Source organism: Alteromonas sp. H02, from assembly GCF_059682525.1.
Genome location: NZ_CM185021.1, coordinates 991,572 through 1,011,056 on the forward strand (window position 1 = coordinate 991,572; position 19,485 = coordinate 1,011,056).

Genomic DNA, 19,485 nt, shown 5'->3' on the forward strand with positions numbered 1-19,485 from the left:
CGATAACAGGTTTATTTTCAGGGATAAGCTGCTTAGAAGCTCATGTTGAGGCGCATGTAGTAGTAGCCACCCTGCCAGTCAACAATTGAGTCAGAACGGTAGATACGACCACAACAAGTCTCGCCAATCTCACCCGCATCCGGGTAGTTGTCGAACAGGTTACGGGCACCGGCTGACACAGACAGCATCTCGCTGATGAAGTAAGTACCTTCCAGGTCAAACATAACTTCAGGTTCAAAGATCTGGATTGCAGACACCTGACTGCCACCGTCAGAGTTTGAGTAACCACCGAAGTAGTTCATACGAGCAGTAAATGACATATCATCCATAGCGTGTTTTACAGATAAAACACCACGAGTAGCTGGCGTACCATTTAAGAAGTCGTAGATAGCTTCGTTATTGAAGTAAACCTGCGGATCAGAGTTAAAGTTCTGGTCGGCAAAGTTCATTGAAGCTGTGATAGTGGTATCACCGTACTCAGATTCAAAGTTATAGGTACCAACAATATCAATACCCTGGGTTACCGTATCGAATGCGTTTTGGAAGTAGAATACGCCACCGATAGTGTTAGCGCCTTCTACACCTGCAGCATCCAGTGCCAGGTAACGTTGATAAGCATCATAACCATCTGCATCCGGGTCAGCCACCTCAGTTGCCGATACATCCAGCGTTGAAATCGCATTTACGCGGTCTTCAAGCAGGATGCGGTAGTAATCCACTGTTAAAGTGAAGTTACCTACATCTGCTGTAGCACCCAAAGTAAAGTTGGTTGAAGTTTCCGGATCCAGTGGTGAAGCACCCAGCGCCTGAGCTGTTGCACTGTTGGCTGGGAACAGACCTGTTGCAACCGGGAAGCCGTTAGGCAGACGGGTTGATACATTGGTCGTACCTTGCTGACCTGGAGTCGGGGCACGGAAACCGGTACCGAATGACGAACGAATTGCGATTTCGTCAGTTACCTGGAAGATACCGGCGATTTTGTAAACCAGCTCAGAACCAAAGTCTGAATAGTCTTCGTAACGAATCGCCGCCTGTGCGAATAATTTATCAGTGATGTCTCCAGAGATATCAGCATAAACAGCGTAAGAATCACGCTCGTAAGTACCAGTGTAGTCTGCTGAATAACCAGGGAAACCATTAGAACCAACACCTACAGCAGTATAAACCGGGTCATTGGGATCGCTACAATCCAGGCCATTTGCTAAAGCAGAGGCCAAAGCGTCAGCGGATGCTGTACCGTCACAGAAACCCCATGGATCAGGTGAAGAGTACGGACCAACTGCAACTGATGCAGCATCACCAGCCGATATTTCGTAAGATTCTTCCATGTAGCTTGCACCAAACGCCAGCACGTATTCCGCGAGGTCATAGGTAAAGTCAGCCTGGAATTGTAATTCATCGTTGCTCAGATCGCCTGGCTTAAATGAAGTAGGCGAATCAGGGCCCATTGATGGGTTGATGGTGTTTTTCAGGGTATAAGAAATTTCGTTGTAACCGTAACGACCACTAAAATCATAGCCGAGGTCACCTGCCATGCCTTTCAGACCAGCCGCGAAAGAGTAATCAGTAATATCACCAAAGAAGCGTGGCGTGAAACCTCCGGGGAATTTTTCCAGCGGGCTGTAGATAGAACCATCTTGTTCGCGCAGATCTTCGATAGTGCCGTTACCCGGGTAACGATAGAAGAATGAGCCATCGCCCTCACTTTCTGAATAATTGGCGAAGGAGTAAATTTCCATATCTGAATTCAGCGCGTAACCAGCGTTTACGAATACTTTTGCGCCGCTGTAGTTTGGCTGACCCCAGGGTTGTACCTGTGGTGAACCGTGCACTGAGTTGCCCATTGCTTCTGCTGCAGCGATGTATTCATCACTTTGCTCGTCTACACAGAACCAGCTTTCACAATATTGCTCACCGCGGTAAGTCGCTTCTGAATCAGTCACTTCGGCAGAGATGCTTAAGAAACCGTCGTCACCCAGTGCAAAACCTTTGTTACCACCAATGGTATACTGGTCGCCGTCACCTTCATAATACTGGCCAACATCCAGCGATAATGAACCGCCTTCGGCATTGTTTTTAAGCTGGAAGTTGATAACACCAGCGATGGCGTCAGAACCATACTGTGCCGCTGCACCGTCTCGCAGAACCTCAACACTGCCTAGTGCAGCTGAAGGAATAGTGGCAATATCCGGGCCCTGGGTACCAGAACCACCAATTTCAACTAATGCTGCGCGGTGGCGGCGTTTACCGTTAACCAGAACCAGGGTTTTGTCGGTTGGCAGGCCACGTAATTGCGCCGGACGAATAAAAGTACCACCATCAGATATTGGCTGACGGGTCAGGGTATATGATGGAACGAGTGTCATCATGATGTCGTTCATGTCTGATGACGCCACACCAGTAATGTCTTCAGCGGTTAATACATCTACCGGTACTGGAGAGCTGGTTACGGAGCGAGGCGCACCACGGGCACCCACAACTGCGATTTTCTCAACATTCTCTTCCGCTGCCTCTTCTTCTGCTAATGCAGAGGTTGCGACAGTCATCGAAAGCGAATAACCGGCAAGACCTGCCAGTATTGCTGCATTTAATTTCTTGAGTTTCATCATGTGTTCCCTAAATTGTCATATCGCTATGATCTTTTTAGGTGCAATTACGATAGGCGTGAAATCACGTCGCTGGCTAAAATTGCCCCAAATTGGTTCGTAAAAGCACCAAATTTAAACATTATTTGGACTGAATGAGCGCGTCAGACGTTGCTGACGACAATACAGAGACTAAAAAAAGAGCAAGTGTTTCAGGAAGAAAAAAGAATGTTGAGGGTTATAAAGAAAATATTGAGGTGTGAAAAAATTATATTAAAAACAAAGGTTTAGTATCATCTATAGCAAATAAAATATTTTATAATAAATGAGAGGGCTACAAAAACTTAACAAATTAAAGGCTGAACCTGACCATTTGGTGGCATGTAACTTGCTGAAATTAAAAATGAAAGTGACCGATTCGCTGTAGGTTGGTTGAAATGTAACAAACCTATGATTTACAGCAGTTTGCCATAAAAGTTGACGAGTTGAGTAGTCTATAAATGAATTCCAAACAGCTTCAGTATTTTCTTGTTACGGTTCAAAAAGGAAGTATTGCCGCTGCAGCGAGGGAACTGGATATCGCACAACCTGCGATCAGTCAGCAATTGGCCAATCTGGAACGGGAAATGGGTAGTGCCCTGTTTGAGAGAAGCTTTAAAGGAGTGAGTCTGACGGCAGCCGGCGAGGTTTTCGAAAAACACGCGAAGAAACTGATCGAAGACATCAATGCCGCTAAAATGGAATTACATCAGTTAGCCGCAAATCAGCATGGTGTTGTTCGTGTTGGTATGTTGCCGTCGATTGGCAATGTACTGTCGATGTCGTTAATTGCCATGGTTAATGAGTTTCATCCCCAGCTAAAACTTGAGATCAGCACAGGCCCGTCCTACGCGGTAAAAGAGTGGCTGAAGACCAATCAGGTGGATATCGCGCTGACTTACGAGCAGGAAGTTGAATCACGTTTTATGTCGGCCTACCCGCTAATTGAAGAATTTATGTATCTGGTAGTGGGCGTTAACGAAGCCTCCGCCTATTATCAGTTATTGCAAAACCGCGACACGATTTGTTTCTGGGAATTGAGTCAGTTCGAACTGCTAACGCCGGGGCCAAAAGATGCCCTCGGACGCCTGATCGAGAAATATGAACATGACACAGGCGTAGCCCTTAAGCATGATAAAGCCTACTCAGGGCAACTGATGACCGGACTGCGTCAGGTTATTCAGGGCGAAGGGCTGATGATTTTGCCGTCTTCTGCGATGTACCACCTGGAAGAAAGCAAGGTGATAAAGTCGCTGAAAATCACCCAACCCGATATGAAGCGGCAGGTACTGGCCGCCACTAACAGCAATTTTGCTATGACCGACGCCATTGTGAAGATGTTGAGTATTATTCAGGAGGCGAGCAGTACCGAGCAGGCTTGTGGCCACTGGCGCGGTAACTTACTCAATAAAGTGCCTAAAAGCGACGCGCGGTCCATGGGCTTCGCATCGTCATCGACTGTTAGCGTGCTCTAGCAACCCGGGCGTTTCAGGCTGAGGTGCCGCTGTTGATACCACAATAAGGGCGCAAACAGAGTAAATAAAGCCAGGGCATAAAGCATTTTACTGCCCAGGCCCAGGGCGACAATGCTACAAAACAGGCAGCCAAAATATACCAGCGGACGATGCGCTGGTGACAGTAGTTTTAGCGCGGCTAGCATACTGGCCAGATAAATCAGCACAAAAACACCATTCACCCAGCCAATCAGATCTTCCAGGTTGTGCGTTGAAAAGTGGGTGATGATCAGCGTCATCGACATGATCAGTAAAATAGCCTGCAAAGCTCGCTGTGGCACACCATACCGGTTAAGGGTATTGAAGTATGCGGGCAACACGCCGTCCTGACTCAGGCTCCAGGTTAGCCGGGACAAACTGGCCGTGTAAACATTCACCGTAGCCAGGCCACCGGCAACGCCCAGTACACCAATCACGTAAGCACCATTACCGCCAACAATCTGGTTGAACACGGCCACCATGGCCAGGGTATTTTCTGTGCTGACATCGAGCAGCAGATAAGTGCAGCCAATATAGATAACGCCCACTAACAGCGTGCCAAGCATAATTGCTGGCACCAGATCCCGTTTCGGATCCCGAAAATCATTAGCCAAGTGGGATAAAGCTTCAATGCCTAAAAAGCTCCAGAACGCCAGGCCCATTGCCGCTAACGTGCTGTCCAGCTGAAAAGCGGAAGAAGTCAGAGTCGCTGGAGCTGGCATAAGGCTGCCGCCAATAACCAGAGCGCAAACCACCAGAGTAATAATAAGTGTCAGGCCAAGCTGTAAGGTGGCCGAAAACTGAACCCCCCGATAGTTCAGCACCAGCAGTAGTCCTAAAATAGCCAGCTGGACCGGCAGCGACCAGGCGGCGTTGAGTTGTAGCAGGGTTTCAATAAACCAATAGGTCATTATGATGGCGGCGGGTGCCCCGATGGGTACTACAAACAAAAACAACATCCCGATGGTTCTGCCAGCGGTAACGCCAAAGGCCTTTTCCACAAAGAAAGCCGGACCACCGGCATGCGGATGCTGTGAGGACAGTTTGGCAAATACCATTGCCACCGGGAGAATGGCCAGAATAAGCAGCACCCAGCTTAATAATGCATAATGACCGGCGAGCCCGATGGTCATCTGTGGCAGGATAAACACACTGGTACCGAGCAGAGTGGTGGTTAATAAGCCAGCGCCGTGCCAGCGGCCGATTTTTTGTGAAGAGTGGCTCATAGCAAGTGTCAGTGGATGCCGAGGTTCGCGATTATAGCGTTTTATCTACTCTATCGTGGCAGTTTTTCTTTATGGTGGTCACATTTGTCGAATATTTTGACACTCTGACTGGTCGCCGGATTGCTATATTTCTCCATGTCTCTGATTCGAATAATAAAAATGACAGTGGCCCGGTTTATGCTGCAGTGAAGCATAATGTCGCCTAACAGTCATTAAGTGACTTTTGGCTCGCCAATCCTGGATGGTGTCTGACTCAGGCAAAGCGTATAAGAGGTATTTATGTCTTGTTTAACCCGACAACTGCAACAGCAACTGGCTAAGTACATCAAAAAGGAAGTCGAGGTACTATCGCCCTGCGATCCATCGGTGATCCGTGAGGAATTGATCAATCGCGGTGTTTGTCCAAGCGGTATTACAGAAGGACAGGTAAGACAGGTGCTGGAAGTCGCCGGATATCTACCCTAGAAACATAAAAAAACAGGTGGCTGAGTGCCACCTGTTTGTTATTTAGCAATTACGGATTACTTCAGGTCGAAGCGATCGTTCTGCATTACTTTTACCCATGCATCTACGAAGTCTGCGACAAACTTTTTCTCAGCGTCAGCAGAAGCATAAACCTCAGCAATTGCACGCAGTTCGGAGTTGGAACCAAAAATCAGATCCACCGGTGTGGCAGTCCATTTGGCTTTACCCGACGCACGGTCTACGCCTTTATACACACCTTCGTCATTGGTCTTATTCCATTTGGTACCCATGTCCAGCAGGTTGGTGAAGAATGCATTGTTCAGTTTACCCGGGGTGTTGGTGAGTACACCATGATCCATCCCTTTATAGTTGGCGTCGAGAACACGCATACCGCCAAGCAGTGCAGTCATCTCCGGTACCGACAGATTCAGGTAGTCAGCCCGCTCAACCAGCATTTCGGTTGGTGACAGGTAGTTCATTTCTGGGTCATAAAAGTTACGGAATGCATCAGCAGTAGGCTCCAGTACAGCAAAAGACTGTACGTCGGTCATTTCTTGTGAAGCATCCATACGGCCCGGTACGAAAGGAACTTTGATAGAGTGGCCTGCATCTTTCGCGGCTTTTTCAATGGCTGCGGCACCCGCCAGAACAATAATGTCTGCGGTGGAGATACGCTTGTTGCCTGAAGCCTTACGATTAAAGTCACGCTTTACCTTTTCAAGTTCTAACAGCACTTTATCGAGTTCTTTCGGGTTGTTTACCGCCCAGCCATTCTGTGGTGCTAAACGAACACGAGCGCCATTTGCACCACCACGCATGTCGGTGCCGCGGAAGCTGGCAGCTGATGCCCAGGCTACTCTTACCAACTCAGATACGCTTAAACCAGTGTCCAGAATGTCAGCTTTCAGTTTGCGTACATCAGCATCAGTGACCAGTTCGTGGTTAACTTCTGGAACCGGGTCCTGCCATACCAGTACTTCTTCCGGTACCTCATCACCTAAATAACGGGCACGAGGACCCAAATCACGGTGATTCAGCTTAAACCAGGCTTTGGCGAAGGCCAGTTCATACTCCGCCGGATCGGCGCGGAAACGTTCTGCAATTTTACGGAACTCCGGGTCTTTCTTGATCGCGATGTCAGTGGTAAACATGATAGGCGCGTGGCGCTTACCCTTCACATGAGCGTCGGGTACCATGTTGGCAGCAGCCGGATCGTCCGGGATCCACTGGGTAGCACCCGCCGGGCTCTTGGTTTTCACCCAATTGAAGCTGAACAGGTTATCCAGATAATTTGTTGTCCACTGGGTTGGAGTGACTGTCCAGGCGCCTTCCAGGCCACTACTTGTGGTGTCTTCTGAATGGCCTTTGCCGCATTTGTTTTTCCAGCCAAAGCCTTGTTCTTCAATATCAGCTGCTGCGGGTTCAGCGCCCACACAATCGGCTGGCTTTTTGGCGCCGTGAGCTTTACCAAAGGTGTGACCGCCAGCAATCAGTGCCACTATTTCTTCATCATTCATCGCCATACGGCCAAATGACATGCGAATATCTTTAGCGGCTGCCAGCGGATCCGGGTTTCCGTGTGGACCTTCCGGGTTAACGTAAATCAGACCCATCTCAACGGCTGCTAAAGGCCCTTTCAGTTTGCCAAACTTGTCACGACGATCGTCGGTCAGCATTTTTTCTTCAGGACCCCAGTATACGTAATCCGGTTCCCAGTCGTCTTCACGACCACCGGCATAACCGAAGGTTTTAAAGCCCATGTCTTCCAGCGCCACATTACCGGTTAATGCCATCAGGTCGGCCCATGAGATCTTACGGCCGTACTTTTGTTTTACAGGCCATATCAAACGGCGGGCTTTATCGAGGTTCACGTTATCCGGCCAGCTGTTCAGAGGATCAAAACGTTGTTGTCCGCCACCCGCGCCGCCGCGGCCATCGTGGATACGGTAGGTACCGGCAGCGTGCCAGGCCATACGAATGAAGAAGGGTCCATAGTGCCCGTAATCTGCCGGCCACCAATCCTGTGAGTCAGTCAGCACTTTACGTAAATCGGCTTTTACCGCTTCCAGATCCAGTGAGTTAAACTCTTTGGCGTAATCGAAGTCTTCACCGTAGGGATTAGATTCTACCCCGTGGGCGCGTAGCTGACTCAGGTCAAGCTGATCCGGCCACCAAAAACTATTGGCTTTTGGCTCTGCAGCATCAGCGTAGGCGGGGGATGTCAGCACTACCGGTGACATCGCAATGGCCACGGCTGCCGCCAAAGATAAAGTCTTTTTCAATTTCATTTGTCCTTCCTCGTATCGAATGTGAACAATGTACAAATACAATGTTTGTTAACATTTATAAGTGTTAACGAGGAACGGGGATTTGCATAATTAAAAAATCAGATGCACTTGATTGAAAAAACAAAAAGTAAGTAACTATATGTTTTTAATAATTAATGATGTCCTCTTTAAATGGTGGTATACACTTTTAAAAATAGTTACAACTATCCTTTTAATCCTGATTGATACAAAAAATTAACACTTTTAACAGGCGCGCCGGGTAGTGGTGACGGAAGTTAAAACTTTTTTTGTCACTTTCGCGACACAGCAGTGTTCATTTGTCTGGCTTTTAACAACCAGGTAAGGAAAGCCGGTGAAACCTGATTAAAGTTCGTGGTATTCTTCAGGTTTGCCGGCGCGTCGCCTTCACCACATCGTTATGGACCATGGGAACAATACAACGACATCTGGTTAATCTGGATATGCTGTTAACTGATATAGAAATGCTCGATGGAAATGAGTATGGCAGTCTGGTACATGTGAAATTATTAAAAGACATTCAGCGCGTACTCGAAGCACTTGAGATGGCGGTGCAGTCAGAAACCGTGTCTTCATTTCAAAAAGCAGTGATTAACGCTGGTCTGGCCGGGCCGCTCGAAGATAAGCGAATGCCTGGGATCTTTAAACGCCTGATAGGGTATGTTCTGGAATACTGGGATGCCCACAGCAAAGCCGCGAAAATCCTTGACTCACAGTTTGACGGCAATGCCGATAAACGCCTTGAACTGTTGCAGGTAAAAGGCATTAAGGCAAAATCACAGTTTAAAACGGTTGCCCGGGCTATGGGGCGTACCGACTATCTTCACTTTGTCGAGGCTCTGGGGCTGCGCCACGAAGACTGGCAGTGGCAGGCCTGAACCTTTCATCCAAAATCCTGCCCTTTCACGTATAAGGCACATCTTAATGCTGTTTCGGGAAATAAGCCGTGCCAGAAGGCCCAGAGATCCGCCAAAGCGCCGATGCCTTAGCTAATGTTTTACAAAACCAGAAGATCAATAAAGTTACCGTCGGGTTGCAGTCATTAAAGCCTTTTCAGTCTCAATTGAGTGGCCAGCGAGTAACACAAGTGAGCTGTCGGGGAAAAGCTATGTTGCTGCACTTTGACAACGACCTGAGTATTTATTCTCACAATCAGTTGTATGGGCGCTGGGTAATTGTGCCCCTTGATGAGTTGCCTGAAACTAATCGCTCGCTTCGTCTTGGCTTACATACTGACGAGCATAGCGCACTGCTTTACAGTGCATCCGATATCAGTGTGTGGCCACGCGAGAAACTCAGTGAACATCCGTTTTTACGCAAACTTGGCCCTGATATTCTCAATCAGACGGTCACGCCGGAAGTGATACTACAAAGATTAACCAGTTCGCAGTTTCGCAATCGAAGCCTGGCGGCACTTTATCTCGACCAGGGTTTTCTGGCCGGGATGGGCAATTACCTGCGTAGTGAAATCTTGTTTTTTGCCGGTATTCACCCTGATAAGAAGGTCGCTCACCTGAGTGATAAGCAAATCAATCACCTGGCGGAACAAACATTACAGGTTACATACCGTTCATATGAAACGGCAGGCTATACTACGTCGATCGCTGCATCCGTCCGTGCGCGGCATTCGGCAGCTGAATATGAAGCACAAAGGTTTATGGTTTTTGACCGGGAAGGGCAGCCGTGCAGGCGCTGTAATGAAACAATCCTGCGCGCTGAACGAAGCAGCCGCAGGATCTATTTTTGCCCGCAATGTCAGGTGATCGGGTAATCCGTTACGTGACGGACAACCTCAGGGGCGTTAAAACACATAGCGCGCAAACAACTTGCACCACTCGGAGTCGGAAAACTTAGTGTACTCTGCGCCCAGCACAAATTGTTTTGTTGCGCCGAAAGCATACTGAGCACCCAGTCGGTAGGCTTTCTGGTTTGAACCTTCGTGCCATTTTTGCACTTCCAGGCCGCCAAATAATTCTACAGCATCGGTTAGCTGATGACGCACGTTGCCGGCAACGCTGTAAAAATGCGTACCGTCTTTGGCTGATGCCTCGTTGTCTGAGAGTTTAAAGTCGATCTCGCCGTAATACAGCCTGGCATCAATAACGGTATTCTGACGGAAGTGGTAATAGTAGCCAGCGCCAGCCTGCCAGTTGGTTTCATCCAGGGTATACTGATCAACCTTATCGTCAGCGCTACGGTATTTACCGGTAATAAATATATTCCGGCCAATATCATAGCTGCCTTCAAATTCTGGCCCTTTGAAGTCAAATGGCTCGATGTCGGCATAATCGCCCGCTGCATAACCTAATTGCAGGTAATCATAATCGAGTGGATCGGCCGCAGCCACGGTGCTAATCACTGAAGCCAAAGCTACCAAAGTGGTTTTGATGGTATGTTTTTTCATAGGGGAGTCCTTAAGTGTTTACCAAAATGTGCGGTAAAGATACTTAAAGCGGGGTCAAATTGTGGTAAAGCTTCGCCAGTTATTCAGGCCAGCAACAACCCGTTTACCAGACTGGCAAGTGCCCACATAGTGATAACATAGTGCCAGTTGTTAGCGATAATACGGCGTGATGAAGCACCGTAGCGGCCGGTCAGGATAAGGCCTATTCCTGACAGCGGCCCCGAGCCTGTGGAAATAGCCCAGGTAGAAAGAAACATAAACCCCAGGCTGGTGGTGTTTGGGCTTAACGGCAGCAGTACCGGGCTTACTACCGCAATACTGATTACCGGATGAACGCCGAGCAGTCCTGCAATGATCATAAGAGCGAGAATGACAGCAAACATACTGGCATCGAAACTGAACTGGTGCAGGTCTATGAGGTCAGGAGACAAGGCAAGCATGGCTTTGATGCCAGCCGAAAAGACTCCGGCAGCAAGAAAAAGCGCAAACTGCGGGCCTGCACTATGCAGCCGGTTATCTACGAAGTCTTTCAACGTTAGCCTGCGGGGGCGTTCCTGCATAAACAGCAAAGCGCCGAGCACTGACAGCAGACTGATTAGAACCATTATTCGGATCTGCGGGAAATAGTGGTGCAATATGAGTACGGCAGCCGCCATTAACACCGGTATTATCAGGCTTTCTGCTTTCAGTGGATAGCCTTCAAAACGAGTTGTGGACTTGCGATTGACATCCACTAATGTATAGCCAATGCCCAGCAAAGCCATGATGGCGCCAGGGGCAACGGTTGCTTTCCAGGCCATTCCGGGGGCATACATAAGTGCTACGCCAGTGGCAATAAAAAACGGGGACCACCAGGCTGCGGCAGTAAAACAGCGGGCCAACAGAATTTGTTGGGCATCGGTTAACGTGCCGTTACGTTTTAGTCGGTCGCCAAACACAAAGATAACCGACATGTTGATCACGGCGCCGAGTAATGTGGTGCCAAAGGCGGTAATGGCTGCCGCCTTGCTGCCGGTGGGGAGGTGTTCGTCTCCGCCCGGGGCATTGGTTAAGGATAAGAATGTAATTGCCACGAACATGGTTAACAGCGGTACATTGGCAGCAAACACACTGTGCCAGCTGATATCTGCACCTTGCCAATAGCCTGTGGCTATCCCGCCGACGCCCAGCAGAAATAGCACCGTGGACTGCTTTCTGGCCGATGTTTTAACCGCTGGTAACATGGTAAGCAGGGTAATCCACGCCGCCACGGTGGCTATATCGGATGACAGTAACCCGGCTACCGAAAGCAGATAAGTGATTAATGTAAAACACGCTAGCCAGCCAGCGAAACGGGCAGGGTGATACGGCTTCATGGCAATGATAAGTGGCTCAAAGAGTCATGCTTAAACGAGAAATGCGCTTAGTTTAGCAAAAATACCCGGTTACCAGGTGGCGTTCAACGTAAATCTACGCTTAATCAGCCTGATTTACAGTTTGTTTTGCCAGGCGCACAAAATCAGCTATGTAGTCAATATTGACGTCATTATTGCGCATTCCCAGGTAAATATGCTTCATGATCCCCTCATCACCTAATTGCAAACTCACCAGTTGCAAGGATTCAGCATAGGTGTCAACCAACCAGCCTGGCAGCGCTGCAACGCCACGACCGGCACTGACCATTTGCAACATGATTTCGGTTGCCTCTATGTGTCTGTGGCGTTTAACAGTGCAGCCTGCCGGGGCCAGAAACTGACTGAAAATATCCAGCCGTTGTGGTTCTACAGGATAAGTGATCAGGGTTTCATTCTGCAGGTCGTGTGGCTCAATCTGCTCAAGCTTCGCCAGAGGATGATTGTGACTCACTACCAGTCGCTGCTCAAAGTCAAATACTGGCTCGAAAGTAACACCGCTTTTAAACAAAGGGTCAGGGGTTACCAGTACATCGATATCATAATCATACAAAGCCCGCATGCCGCCAAACTGAAACTCCTGCTTAACATCGACTTCAACACCTGGCCAGGTATCCAGAAAAGGGCTGACTACCTTTAAAAGCCACTGATAGCAAGGGTGACATTCCATGCCTATGCGCAATGAACCGCGCTGACCTTTGGCTATCTGAGTCAGTAATAGTTCGGTGTGTTCAAACTGGGGTAATAAACGTTTTGCCAGGATCAGAATTTGTCGTCCTGCCTGGGTGAGGCGAAGTTTACGGCCGTCTTTTTCCCATACTGGTGTGCCCAACTGTTGCTCCAGCTTTTTGATGCTGTGGCTCAGTGCAGACTGGCTAAGAAACAATTTTTCTGCTGCCAGTGTCAGGGTGCCATATTCATCTACCGCGGTGAGAAGTTGTAAATGGAATCGCTCTATCATTTTTAACTATGCATAATTTTCATTGTTTTTCCCGATTCTATCACTTTTTTTAATCAAAAAGGGCCGTTGACGGGTAATTGTTGTATACGGGTAGTAGCCTCACAACTAAAGCCGTTACAAAAACCGCAAATGCAAGTATATTGGTAAGGCCACCTTGCCATTGTGGTGATCGACTGTAAACCGACTACTTGTTTAACTCTCCCCGAGGATTTTTCTATGCTGGAAACATGGCGCTGGTTCGGACCAGATGATGCAATAACGTTAAGCAAAATACGACAGGCGGGAGCGTCGGGTATTGTAACGGCTCTGAGTGAAGTACCTACCGGTGAGATCTGGCCTGAAGCACTTATCAAAGCCCGCCTCGACATGATAAAGGCGGCTGGCCTTCAATGGAGTGTGGTGGAGAGCGTGCCCTTACATAACGATATTAAGACCCGCTCCGGTGATTATCAGCGCTTCATCAGTAACTATAAAGATTCACTGGCTAACCTTGGTAAAAATGGCATATACACGGTTTGTTATAATTTTATGCCAGTGGTCGACTGGACGCGTACAAACTTAAGTTACACGTTACCCAATTCGAGTCAGGCACTGCGCTTTGAAATGACTGACTTTGTTGCATACGACGTGTTTATTTTAGAGCGCCCTGGCGCTGAGTCAGACTACACGACGTTACAACTGGAACGGGCAGAAGAACGCTTTCGGGCAATGAACGAAGCCGAGCGCGAATTACTGGAAAAAAACATTATTGCCGGTTTGCCTGGTGGTGAAGGTTGTTATGACAGGCAGGGTATTAAACAGGCTATTCAGCAATTTACTGCAATCGGTACAGAAGGGTACCGACAAAATTTGTTTTTGTTTCTTAAGGACATCATGCCAACAGCTGAAGCTTATGGAATTAAGTTGTGTATCCATCCTGATGACCCGCCGTTCTCGTTATTTGGTTTGCCAAGGGTTGTTTCAACGGCCGATGATGCCAAAGCTTTGCTTGCTGCAGTACCGAGTGCCTGCAATGGCCTGACATTGTGTGCCGGCTCATATGGTGCGCGAGCTGATAATGATCTGGTGGAAATGGTACGCGAATTCGGCCCTCGTATTTTCTTTGTTCATTTACGAAATGTGAAACGGGAGGACGACGGTTCCTTTTATGAATCGGATCATCTCGATGGCGACAACGATATGATAGGCCTGATTCAGGCATTGCTGGATGCAGAGAAGCAACGCGGAGCCGGTGGCGATGTTATTCCTATGCGCCCTGATCACGGCCATTTGCTCGAAGATGAAATGGACAAGGCCGGGGTTAAACCGGGCTACTCCTATGCCGGCAGGATGAAAGCGCTTGCTGAACTACGCGGGGCTATTCACGTGCTGGAGCAGCTTCAGGGCTGATAGAAAGATTATCAAGTATTGCTTGCAGCGACGTTGCAGGGGCGGAGAGGTTAATCGGCCTTACCAAATTCGCGTGTTAAGCGATGTGCTTTGTGAAAAGTGTGCCCGGAGCGCTTTCTCCGCTCTACGCACACTGTTCCTGGAATACAGGTTGGTTTAGCGCGTATAGTCGATAGCAATTTTGCCAAAATGCGCGGCCGATAGTTCGTAACGGAACGCATCCGCAAGCTCTTCCAGCGCAAACGTTTTATCGATCACCGGTTTAATAGCCAGTTGTTCCAGGGCTTTAACCATGTCCTGTTGTTCCTGACGGTTACCCACAACAATTCCCTGCAAGCGAATTTGTTTAAGCATCATAAGCGCCGTGGGAATATCACCGGTCTTGCCGGTAAGCACCCCGATGAGTACAATTTTACCGCCTACACGACAGGCAGTAATGCTTTGGGTTAGCGTGCCAGGGCCGCCCACTTCTACTACCACATCCACACCGCCCGCAGACCATTGTGCAACGGTTTCTCCCCAATTCTCATCTTCTTTATAGTTAACGGTAAAGTCTGCACCAAGCGCTTTGGCCTGTTCGAGTTTATCGTTACTGGAAGACGTGATTGCTACTTTCGCGCCCATACCTTTCGCCAGTTGCAGCGCGTAGACAGAAACCCCACCAGTGCCTAACAGTAAGACCTTGTCGCCAGCTTTGATATTTCCTTCCGTGACCAGAGCTCGCCACGCGGTCAGGCCTGCGGTGGTGATGGTAGAGGATTCGGTGGCGGTCCATCCTTTAGGGGCTTTGGTAAACCAGCTCTGCGGCGTCACTACCTTGTCGCGGGCGTAGCCGTCGATACCATCGCCCGGTGTGCGGCTAAAATCACCAATTTGCGGACCGCCAGCCTGCCAGTCAGGGAAGAAACAAGAGACTACTTCATCGCCAGGAGTAAAATCAGTTACCGCGTCGCCAACCGCTTCTACGATCCCGGCACCGTCGGCCAGTAGAATGCGATCCTGGACTTTATTCAGTGTGCCCATGGCTACGCCGAGATCATGAAAGTTCAGTGAGCTGCCCAGTAACCTTACCAGGATCTGATCGCCCTTCGGGGCTGCCGGCTCCGGGATATCCGTTACTTTCAGGCCATCAAGTCCGTTATCCGGATCAGCGGTAATTATTGCTCGCATAGTGATTACTCTCTTTGTTCAGGGATCTACATTTACGTGTCGCAACACAGGTTAGTTTAACGCTTACTTGCGCCATGCTATCACAGCGTTGGTTAACAAAATAGGGCCTAAAGTAGCAATTTCAGAGTTGTTATTCGCAAAAATATGACGCTCATCTCAAATAGGAGCTTTAAGTTGGACACCAATTAACTTCATAAATTAATATTACATTAATGAACTAAATTCCATGCAAAAAAGTACTGTTTGTCCGTTTATTCAGTGCCAAAGAGTGAAATCGCCAATGACCCCATTTTCTGATATCGAAAAACAGTTAACTGCCTTCAGTCAGCGCCACCCTGAATATTCTCTGTCGGAGGCGTTACTTGTCCGGCTTATTCGTATGTTGGATAAACTCATGGCTGACAATGCTCATCAGCAATTACGAAAATACGGCCTGTCATTATCAGAGTACAATACGCTGACGATGCTGGAAGGATCTGAAGATGGCCTGACGGTGTCAGAAGTGATTGCCCTAACCGGTGAGAAGCCGTCGAATATCACCCGGGTAACGGATCAGTTATTTGCCAAAGGGTTGATTGAAAGACGTGTCAGCCCAATCGATCGGCGAGTTTGGCTGCTGAATCTGAATGAAGAGGGCAGAGCGCTTCTGAAGCAACTTTTGCCAGACATCTCCGCGCAATTACGCAGTATATTTGCCGGTGTTAACCAGCCCCAAAGGGAAAATCTTGAGGCCTCGCTAAAGTTGTTGCTTCAAAGTGTGAGTAAAGAAATACAGTGAAAAACCAGGCACTTTATCAACAAATAGTAACTCCGCTTTTTCAGGGCGTTAAAGCGAACCGTGAGCCCTGGTTATTTGTACTTAAGGCTATGTTGTCGTTATATCTGGCAACCGGGCTGGCCATGCTACTGGAGCTGCCATCACCAATGACGTCCATGCTAACCGTGGTAGTCGTTATGAATAGTCAGTCCGGTATGGTTATGGCGAAGAGTTTCTACCGGATCCTTGGAACGGTTATTGGTACGGTCGCCTCGGTCACACTGGTGGCTATGTTTCCACAACAGCCACAGTTCCTGATAACGGCTATTGCTCTGTGGAGTGGCCTTTGTGCTGCCGGAGCGCTTATGTTCAAAGGTTTTCGTGGCTATACCTTTGTGCTTGGAGGCTACACGGTAGCCATGATAACCCTGCCGGTACTGGGTAATCCCCATGCGATTTTTGATGTGGCTATTCACCGCTTTTTTGAAGTGGTGCTCGGACTTGGAGTGACGACGCTGGTATTCGACGGGTTGTTCCCCCGTCAGCTCCGAGGTCAGGTTAAAAAACAGGTTGAGGCAAACATCAGCAACTTACTTGCAGAAGTACACCATACGTTGTCGCAGGGGCAGCATTCCAGGCAAGCCCTCGCGATTTACCGGGAAACCACTTCAGACGCCATGAACTTTGAAGATCTGCTCGCCAATGCAAAGTTTGAAGGACCGTGGTTAAGTAGCCTCAGTCGGCCCCTACGGCTGAGTAACTATTATTATCTTGAAACAATCACCCACTTGCAGACATTACAAAAGCTAAAGCAACGTCTGGCCAACAATGCTTCCTCAAGCCTGCTGGTTATCAACCGGAGCAGCCAGCCGTTGGTAGACATACTAGAGAGGGAGGAGGATAGAGAAAATATCCTGGCACGCCTCCATCAGTACTCAGAACAGTTGCAAAGAGGCGCCCATAAAGCATACGACGATCACAGCAAGGTAAACACTGAACTTGAAGCCGGCATAATTTTGCTGGAAAAAGTGACTAAATCCCTGACTCTTTGTTTGCGTGCTTTTCTGGTGGCCAGTAAGCGGCGTCATACTGAAGCTGCTGCGCTCAGTAAAGTAAGGTTTAGCAGTGTATTTGATTCGTCGGTGGTAAGACTCACCTTTTTCCGGACCTTTTTGGTTACTGAGGTGGTTAGCTTAATATGGGTAAACAGCCATTGGCAGGCAGGTGCTATAGCCGTATTTATTGTTGTGGCGCTCAGCATGATGTTGGCGCCGCTGCCTAATCCGCTGGCGGCAGTAAAAATGGCCGCGGTGGGGCACAGTATCGCGCCATTCCTGGCACTTAGTTGTTTCGTTATGCTGCCCACATTTACCACATACCCAATGTTTGTGATTGGCACAGCCCCTTATCTGCTGGATGTTTTATATCGCTACCTTACCGGGCGGGATAGGGCTGGCTATACCGCTGCTAATGGGTTTTCTGGTGGCACTCAATATTGGTCCGGTAGTCAGCCTTGACTACACACGTTTTTTTAATGAAATGCTGGCTGCGATTGTTGGGGTGATCACCGCGTGCAGTGGTTTTCTGCTTATGCCTAAAATTGTCGGCACGCAAGCACAGTACAGCCGCTATCTCAACATGCTGGGACAAAGTGTGAGGATGGCAGGGTTGCATGGCGAAAAAGGGTTGGCTCAAAAAGTGCACAGTCGAAACAGTGATATCACGGTACAGGTGTCACAGCATTTTGCTTCCCGGCCCGAAGTGCTGGAGCGATTTTTAGCCGCAGCATTACATACCAATGAGCTATGTTATGCAGTGATTGCATTACGTGATGACCTCATCCAACATCCACCGCAGGCTCACCAAAAACTCGCTATTTCTGAACTTATACGTTTAATAGTAAATACCTGCAGTAAAAGTGAGTACTCACAAAATAAGATGCTGGCAATACAAGACAGAGTGAGCAGTTTGCTGGATGAGCTCGAGAGAAGTGAGCCCTATGGCGCTGTGCGGCAGCACCTTTTTTTACTAAGCAGCGTGTTAAAAGAGCCGTTGTCGATGGCCGAATATTCATACGAAGGGGTTGCAGCATGCCACTAGCGTTTTCTTTTGCCGGGGTGTATCTGCCCGGTGCCGCACTATTACTTATTGCTTTAATTCCTTTTTTCATCGTCATTGATCGCATGCTGGTAGTTATGGGTTGGTACCGCTGGTTGTGGCATCCATCTCTATTTCGCATGGCGCTGATGATTAGCTTATACGCGCTGGCGATTATTCAATTGGTAGGTTAATTATGAAACACATTTTATCTGCACGGGTACTGGTGACCCTGTTAATGGTAACCATAGCAACTTATGGTGCTTATCTGGCCTGGCACCATTTTACTACCCAGCCATGGACTCGGGACGGGCGTGTAAGAGCTGACATCATCAAAGTTGCCGGTGATGTGTCCGGTTTGGTCACTGAGGTTGCGGTAAAAGATAATCAGGCCGTGCGTAAAGGCGATCTGCTATTCGTCATTGATCCCGCTCGCTATGCGCAAAATGTTAAAGCAGCCGAAGCCGATTTGGCCGAAGCAAAGGCCGCCGTTATTGCGGCAAGAGCAAACGAAGCCATTGCTGAGTCTGCTGTAGCGGCCAGCGAGACTTACTATGCGAACCTGAATGAGCGGGCTGAACGACGTGCCAGGCTGAATAAAGCGGTCTCGAATGAGGAAATCCATGATAGCAAGGCCCTGGCGGAAGAAGCTTATGCCCAGCTGCAGCAAGCACTGGCACAGGCTAAACTCGCAACCGCCAACACTATTCGAGCCCAGGCGGCCGTAAAACAAATCGAAAACCAACTGGCACTTGCCGAACTGGACTATGCCCGTACCCGGGTGACAGCGGCAGTTGATGGTACTGTTACAAATCTCAATGTGAAGCAGGGAGATTACGTTACTTCAGGCGTTGCGAGTCTGGCCCTGGTAAAGCGTGACGGGATGTGGGTATACGGTTACTTCGAGGAAACCAAGCTGCCACGGATCCGTGTAGGTGATAAAGCGGAGGTAATTCTTATGGCCGGCGATATTAAAGTGCCAGGCAGGGTAGATAGTATTGCCAGTGGGATTGCCGATAATGCCGCAGCGACCAGTGCCGATATGTTAAGCGATATCACCCCGACTTTTAGCTGGGTGCGCCTGGCTCAGCGGGTACCGGTAAGAATTCACCTTGATACTTCTGCCTTGCCTGATGGCTATACTCTGGTATCCGGTATGAGCGCAACGGTAAGTATTTCCGGCAATGATGCCTGATAACGCC

Annotated in this window: 15 protein-coding genes and 1 pseudogene; 9 read left to right on the forward strand and 7 right to left on the reverse strand. The window is 48.7% G+C overall.

Annotated elements, in window-relative coordinates; all coding sequences use genetic code 11:
- Positions 1–32: 32 nt before the first annotated feature.
- Positions 33–2,606 carry a TonB-dependent receptor plug domain-containing protein gene (locus AC566Q_RS04510; RefSeq protein ID WP_499617365.1) on the reverse strand — a complete coding sequence of 858 codons (2,574 nt, stop codon included), beginning with the start codon at positions 2,604–2,606 and terminating at the stop codon, positions 33–35.
- 479 nt (positions 2,607–3,085) lie between these two features.
- Between AC566Q_RS04510 and AC566Q_RS04515 the strand changes: the two genes are divergently transcribed.
- The gene (locus tag AC566Q_RS04515; protein WP_499614140.1) at positions 3,086–4,099 is read left to right on the forward strand and encodes a LysR family transcriptional regulator; all 1,014 of its coding nucleotides are present in this window, start codon (positions 3,086–3,088) and stop codon (positions 4,097–4,099) included.
- Here the strand turns inward: AC566Q_RS04515 and yjeH are convergent.
- On the reverse strand, positions 4,096–5,343 hold the full coding sequence (gene yjeH, locus AC566Q_RS04520) for an L-methionine/branched-chain amino acid transporter (protein WP_499614143.1): 1,248 nt from the start codon (positions 5,341–5,343) through the stop codon (positions 4,096–4,098). The genes AC566Q_RS04515 and yjeH overlap by 4 nt on opposite strands.
- 279 nt (positions 5,344–5,622) lie before the next feature.
- On the opposite strand from yjeH, the gene AC566Q_RS04525 reads away from it, so the two are divergent.
- A complete protein-coding gene (locus tag AC566Q_RS04525; protein WP_499614146.1) occupies positions 5,623–5,808 on the forward strand; it encodes a hypothetical protein in 186 nt (61 codons plus the stop codon).
- A 56-nt stretch (positions 5,809–5,864) separates the two neighbouring features.
- Here the strand turns inward: AC566Q_RS04525 and katG are convergent, their stop codons facing one another.
- Positions 5,865–8,096 carry a catalase/peroxidase HPI gene (gene katG, locus AC566Q_RS04530; RefSeq protein WP_499614149.1) on the reverse strand — a complete coding sequence of 744 codons (2,232 nt, stop codon included), beginning with the start codon at positions 8,094–8,096 and terminating at the stop codon, positions 5,865–5,867.
- 425 nt (positions 8,097–8,521) lie between these two features.
- On the opposite strand from katG, the gene AC566Q_RS04535 reads away from it, so the two are divergent.
- Entirely contained in the window at positions 8,522–8,992 is a 471-nt protein-coding gene (locus AC566Q_RS04535; protein ID WP_499614152.1) for a hypothetical protein, read from the forward strand.
- A gap of 68 nt (positions 8,993–9,060) precedes the next feature.
- Positions 9,061–9,885: an endonuclease VIII gene (gene nei, locus AC566Q_RS04540; RefSeq protein ID WP_499614155.1), complete on the forward strand. Its 825-nt coding sequence runs from the start codon at positions 9,061–9,063 to the stop codon at positions 9,883–9,885.
- A gap of 30 nt (positions 9,886–9,915) precedes the next feature.
- On the opposite strand, the gene AC566Q_RS04545 is transcribed toward nei, so the two are convergent.
- From AC566Q_RS04545 to AC566Q_RS04555, 3 genes are all read right to left on the reverse strand, one after another.
- The gene (locus tag AC566Q_RS04545; protein WP_499614157.1) at positions 9,916–10,518 is read right to left on the reverse strand and encodes an outer membrane beta-barrel protein; all 603 of its coding nucleotides are present in this window, start codon (positions 10,516–10,518) and stop codon (positions 9,916–9,918) included.
- 83 nt (positions 10,519–10,601) lie between these two features.
- Complete coding sequence (locus AC566Q_RS04550) at positions 10,602–11,873, reverse strand: hypothetical protein (protein ID WP_499614160.1); 1,272 nt, start codon at positions 11,871–11,873, stop codon at positions 10,602–10,604.
- Between the two features lie 100 nt (positions 11,874–11,973).
- A complete protein-coding gene (locus tag AC566Q_RS04555) occupies positions 11,974–12,870 on the reverse strand; it encodes a LysR family transcriptional regulator (RefSeq protein WP_499614163.1) in 897 nt (298 codons plus the stop codon).
- A gap of 216 nt (positions 12,871–13,086) precedes the next feature.
- On the opposite strand from AC566Q_RS04555, the gene uxuA reads away from it, so the two are divergent.
- Entirely contained in the window at positions 13,087–14,259 is a 1,173-nt protein-coding gene (uxuA, locus tag AC566Q_RS04560; RefSeq protein ID WP_105934914.1) for a mannonate dehydratase, read from the forward strand.
- 156 nt (positions 14,260–14,415) lie between these two features.
- On the opposite strand, the gene AC566Q_RS04565 is transcribed toward uxuA, so the two are convergent.
- Entirely contained in the window at positions 14,416–15,429 is a 1,014-nt protein-coding gene (locus AC566Q_RS04565) for a zinc-dependent alcohol dehydrogenase family protein (RefSeq protein ID WP_499614167.1), read from the reverse strand.
- 280 nt (positions 15,430–15,709) lie between these two features.
- Between AC566Q_RS04565 and AC566Q_RS04570 the strand changes: the two genes are divergently transcribed.
- From AC566Q_RS04570 to AC566Q_RS04585, 4 genes and pseudogenes are all read left to right on the forward strand, one after another.
- Entirely contained in the window at positions 15,710–16,207 is a 498-nt protein-coding gene (locus tag AC566Q_RS04570; protein WP_170308477.1) for a MarR family winged helix-turn-helix transcriptional regulator, read from the forward strand.
- 89 nt (positions 16,208–16,296) lie between these two features.
- Positions 16,297–18,286: pseudogene (locus AC566Q_RS04575) on the forward strand (FUSC family protein).
- Complete coding sequence (locus AC566Q_RS04580) at positions 18,277–18,477, forward strand: DUF1656 domain-containing protein (RefSeq protein WP_105934781.1); 201 nt, start codon at positions 18,277–18,279, stop codon at positions 18,475–18,477. The pseudogene AC566Q_RS04575 and the gene AC566Q_RS04580 overlap by 10 nt, the downstream one beginning before the upstream one ends.
- A gap of 2 nt (positions 18,478–18,479) precedes the next feature.
- Entirely contained in the window at positions 18,480–19,478 is a 999-nt protein-coding gene (locus AC566Q_RS04585; RefSeq protein ID WP_499614170.1) for an HlyD family secretion protein, read from the forward strand.
- The last annotated feature ends 7 nt before the right edge of the window (positions 19,479–19,485 follow it).

What these genes read in the sequence shown, in the direction of transcription:
- AC566Q_RS04535 (WP_499614152.1), top strand. Translation starts at nt 8,522, where the DNA reads ATGGGAACAATACAACGACATCTGGTTAATCTGGATATGCTGTTAACT.
- AC566Q_RS04555 (WP_499614163.1), bottom strand. Translation starts at nt 12,870, where the DNA reads ATGATAGAGCGATTCCATTTACAACTTCTCACCGCGGTAGATGAATAT.
- AC566Q_RS04580 (WP_105934781.1), top strand. Translation starts at nt 18,277, where the DNA reads ATGCCACTAGCGTTTTCTTTTGCCGGGGTGTATCTGCCCGGTGCCGCA.
- AC566Q_RS04510 (WP_499617365.1), bottom strand. Translation starts at nt 2,606, where the DNA reads ATGAAACTCAAGAAATTAAATGCAGCAATACTGGCAGGTCTTGCCGGT.
- AC566Q_RS04515 (WP_499614140.1), top strand. Translation starts at nt 3,086, where the DNA reads ATGAATTCCAAACAGCTTCAGTATTTTCTTGTTACGGTTCAAAAAGGA.
- yjeH (WP_499614143.1), bottom strand. Translation starts at nt 5,343, where the DNA reads ATGAGCCACTCTTCACAAAAAATCGGCCGCTGGCACGGCGCTGGCTTA.
- AC566Q_RS04565 (WP_499614167.1), bottom strand. Translation starts at nt 15,429, where the DNA reads ATGCGAGCAATAATTACCGCTGATCCGGATAACGGACTTGATGGCCTG.
- AC566Q_RS04525 (WP_499614146.1), top strand. Translation starts at nt 5,623, where the DNA reads ATGTCTTGTTTAACCCGACAACTGCAACAGCAACTGGCTAAGTACATC.
- AC566Q_RS04550 (WP_499614160.1), bottom strand. Translation starts at nt 11,873, where the DNA reads ATGAAGCCGTATCACCCTGCCCGTTTCGCTGGCTGGCTAGCGTGTTTT.
- katG (WP_499614149.1), bottom strand. Translation starts at nt 8,096, where the DNA reads ATGAAATTGAAAAAGACTTTATCTTTGGCGGCAGCCGTGGCCATTGCG.
- AC566Q_RS04570 (WP_170308477.1), top strand. Translation starts at nt 15,710, where the DNA reads ATGACCCCATTTTCTGATATCGAAAAACAGTTAACTGCCTTCAGTCAG.
- AC566Q_RS04585 (WP_499614170.1), top strand. Translation starts at nt 18,480, where the DNA reads ATGAAACACATTTTATCTGCACGGGTACTGGTGACCCTGTTAATGGTA.
- AC566Q_RS04545 (WP_499614157.1), bottom strand. Translation starts at nt 10,518, where the DNA reads ATGAAAAAACATACCATCAAAACCACTTTGGTAGCTTTGGCTTCAGTG.
- uxuA (WP_105934914.1), top strand. Translation starts at nt 13,087, where the DNA reads ATGCTGGAAACATGGCGCTGGTTCGGACCAGATGATGCAATAACGTTA.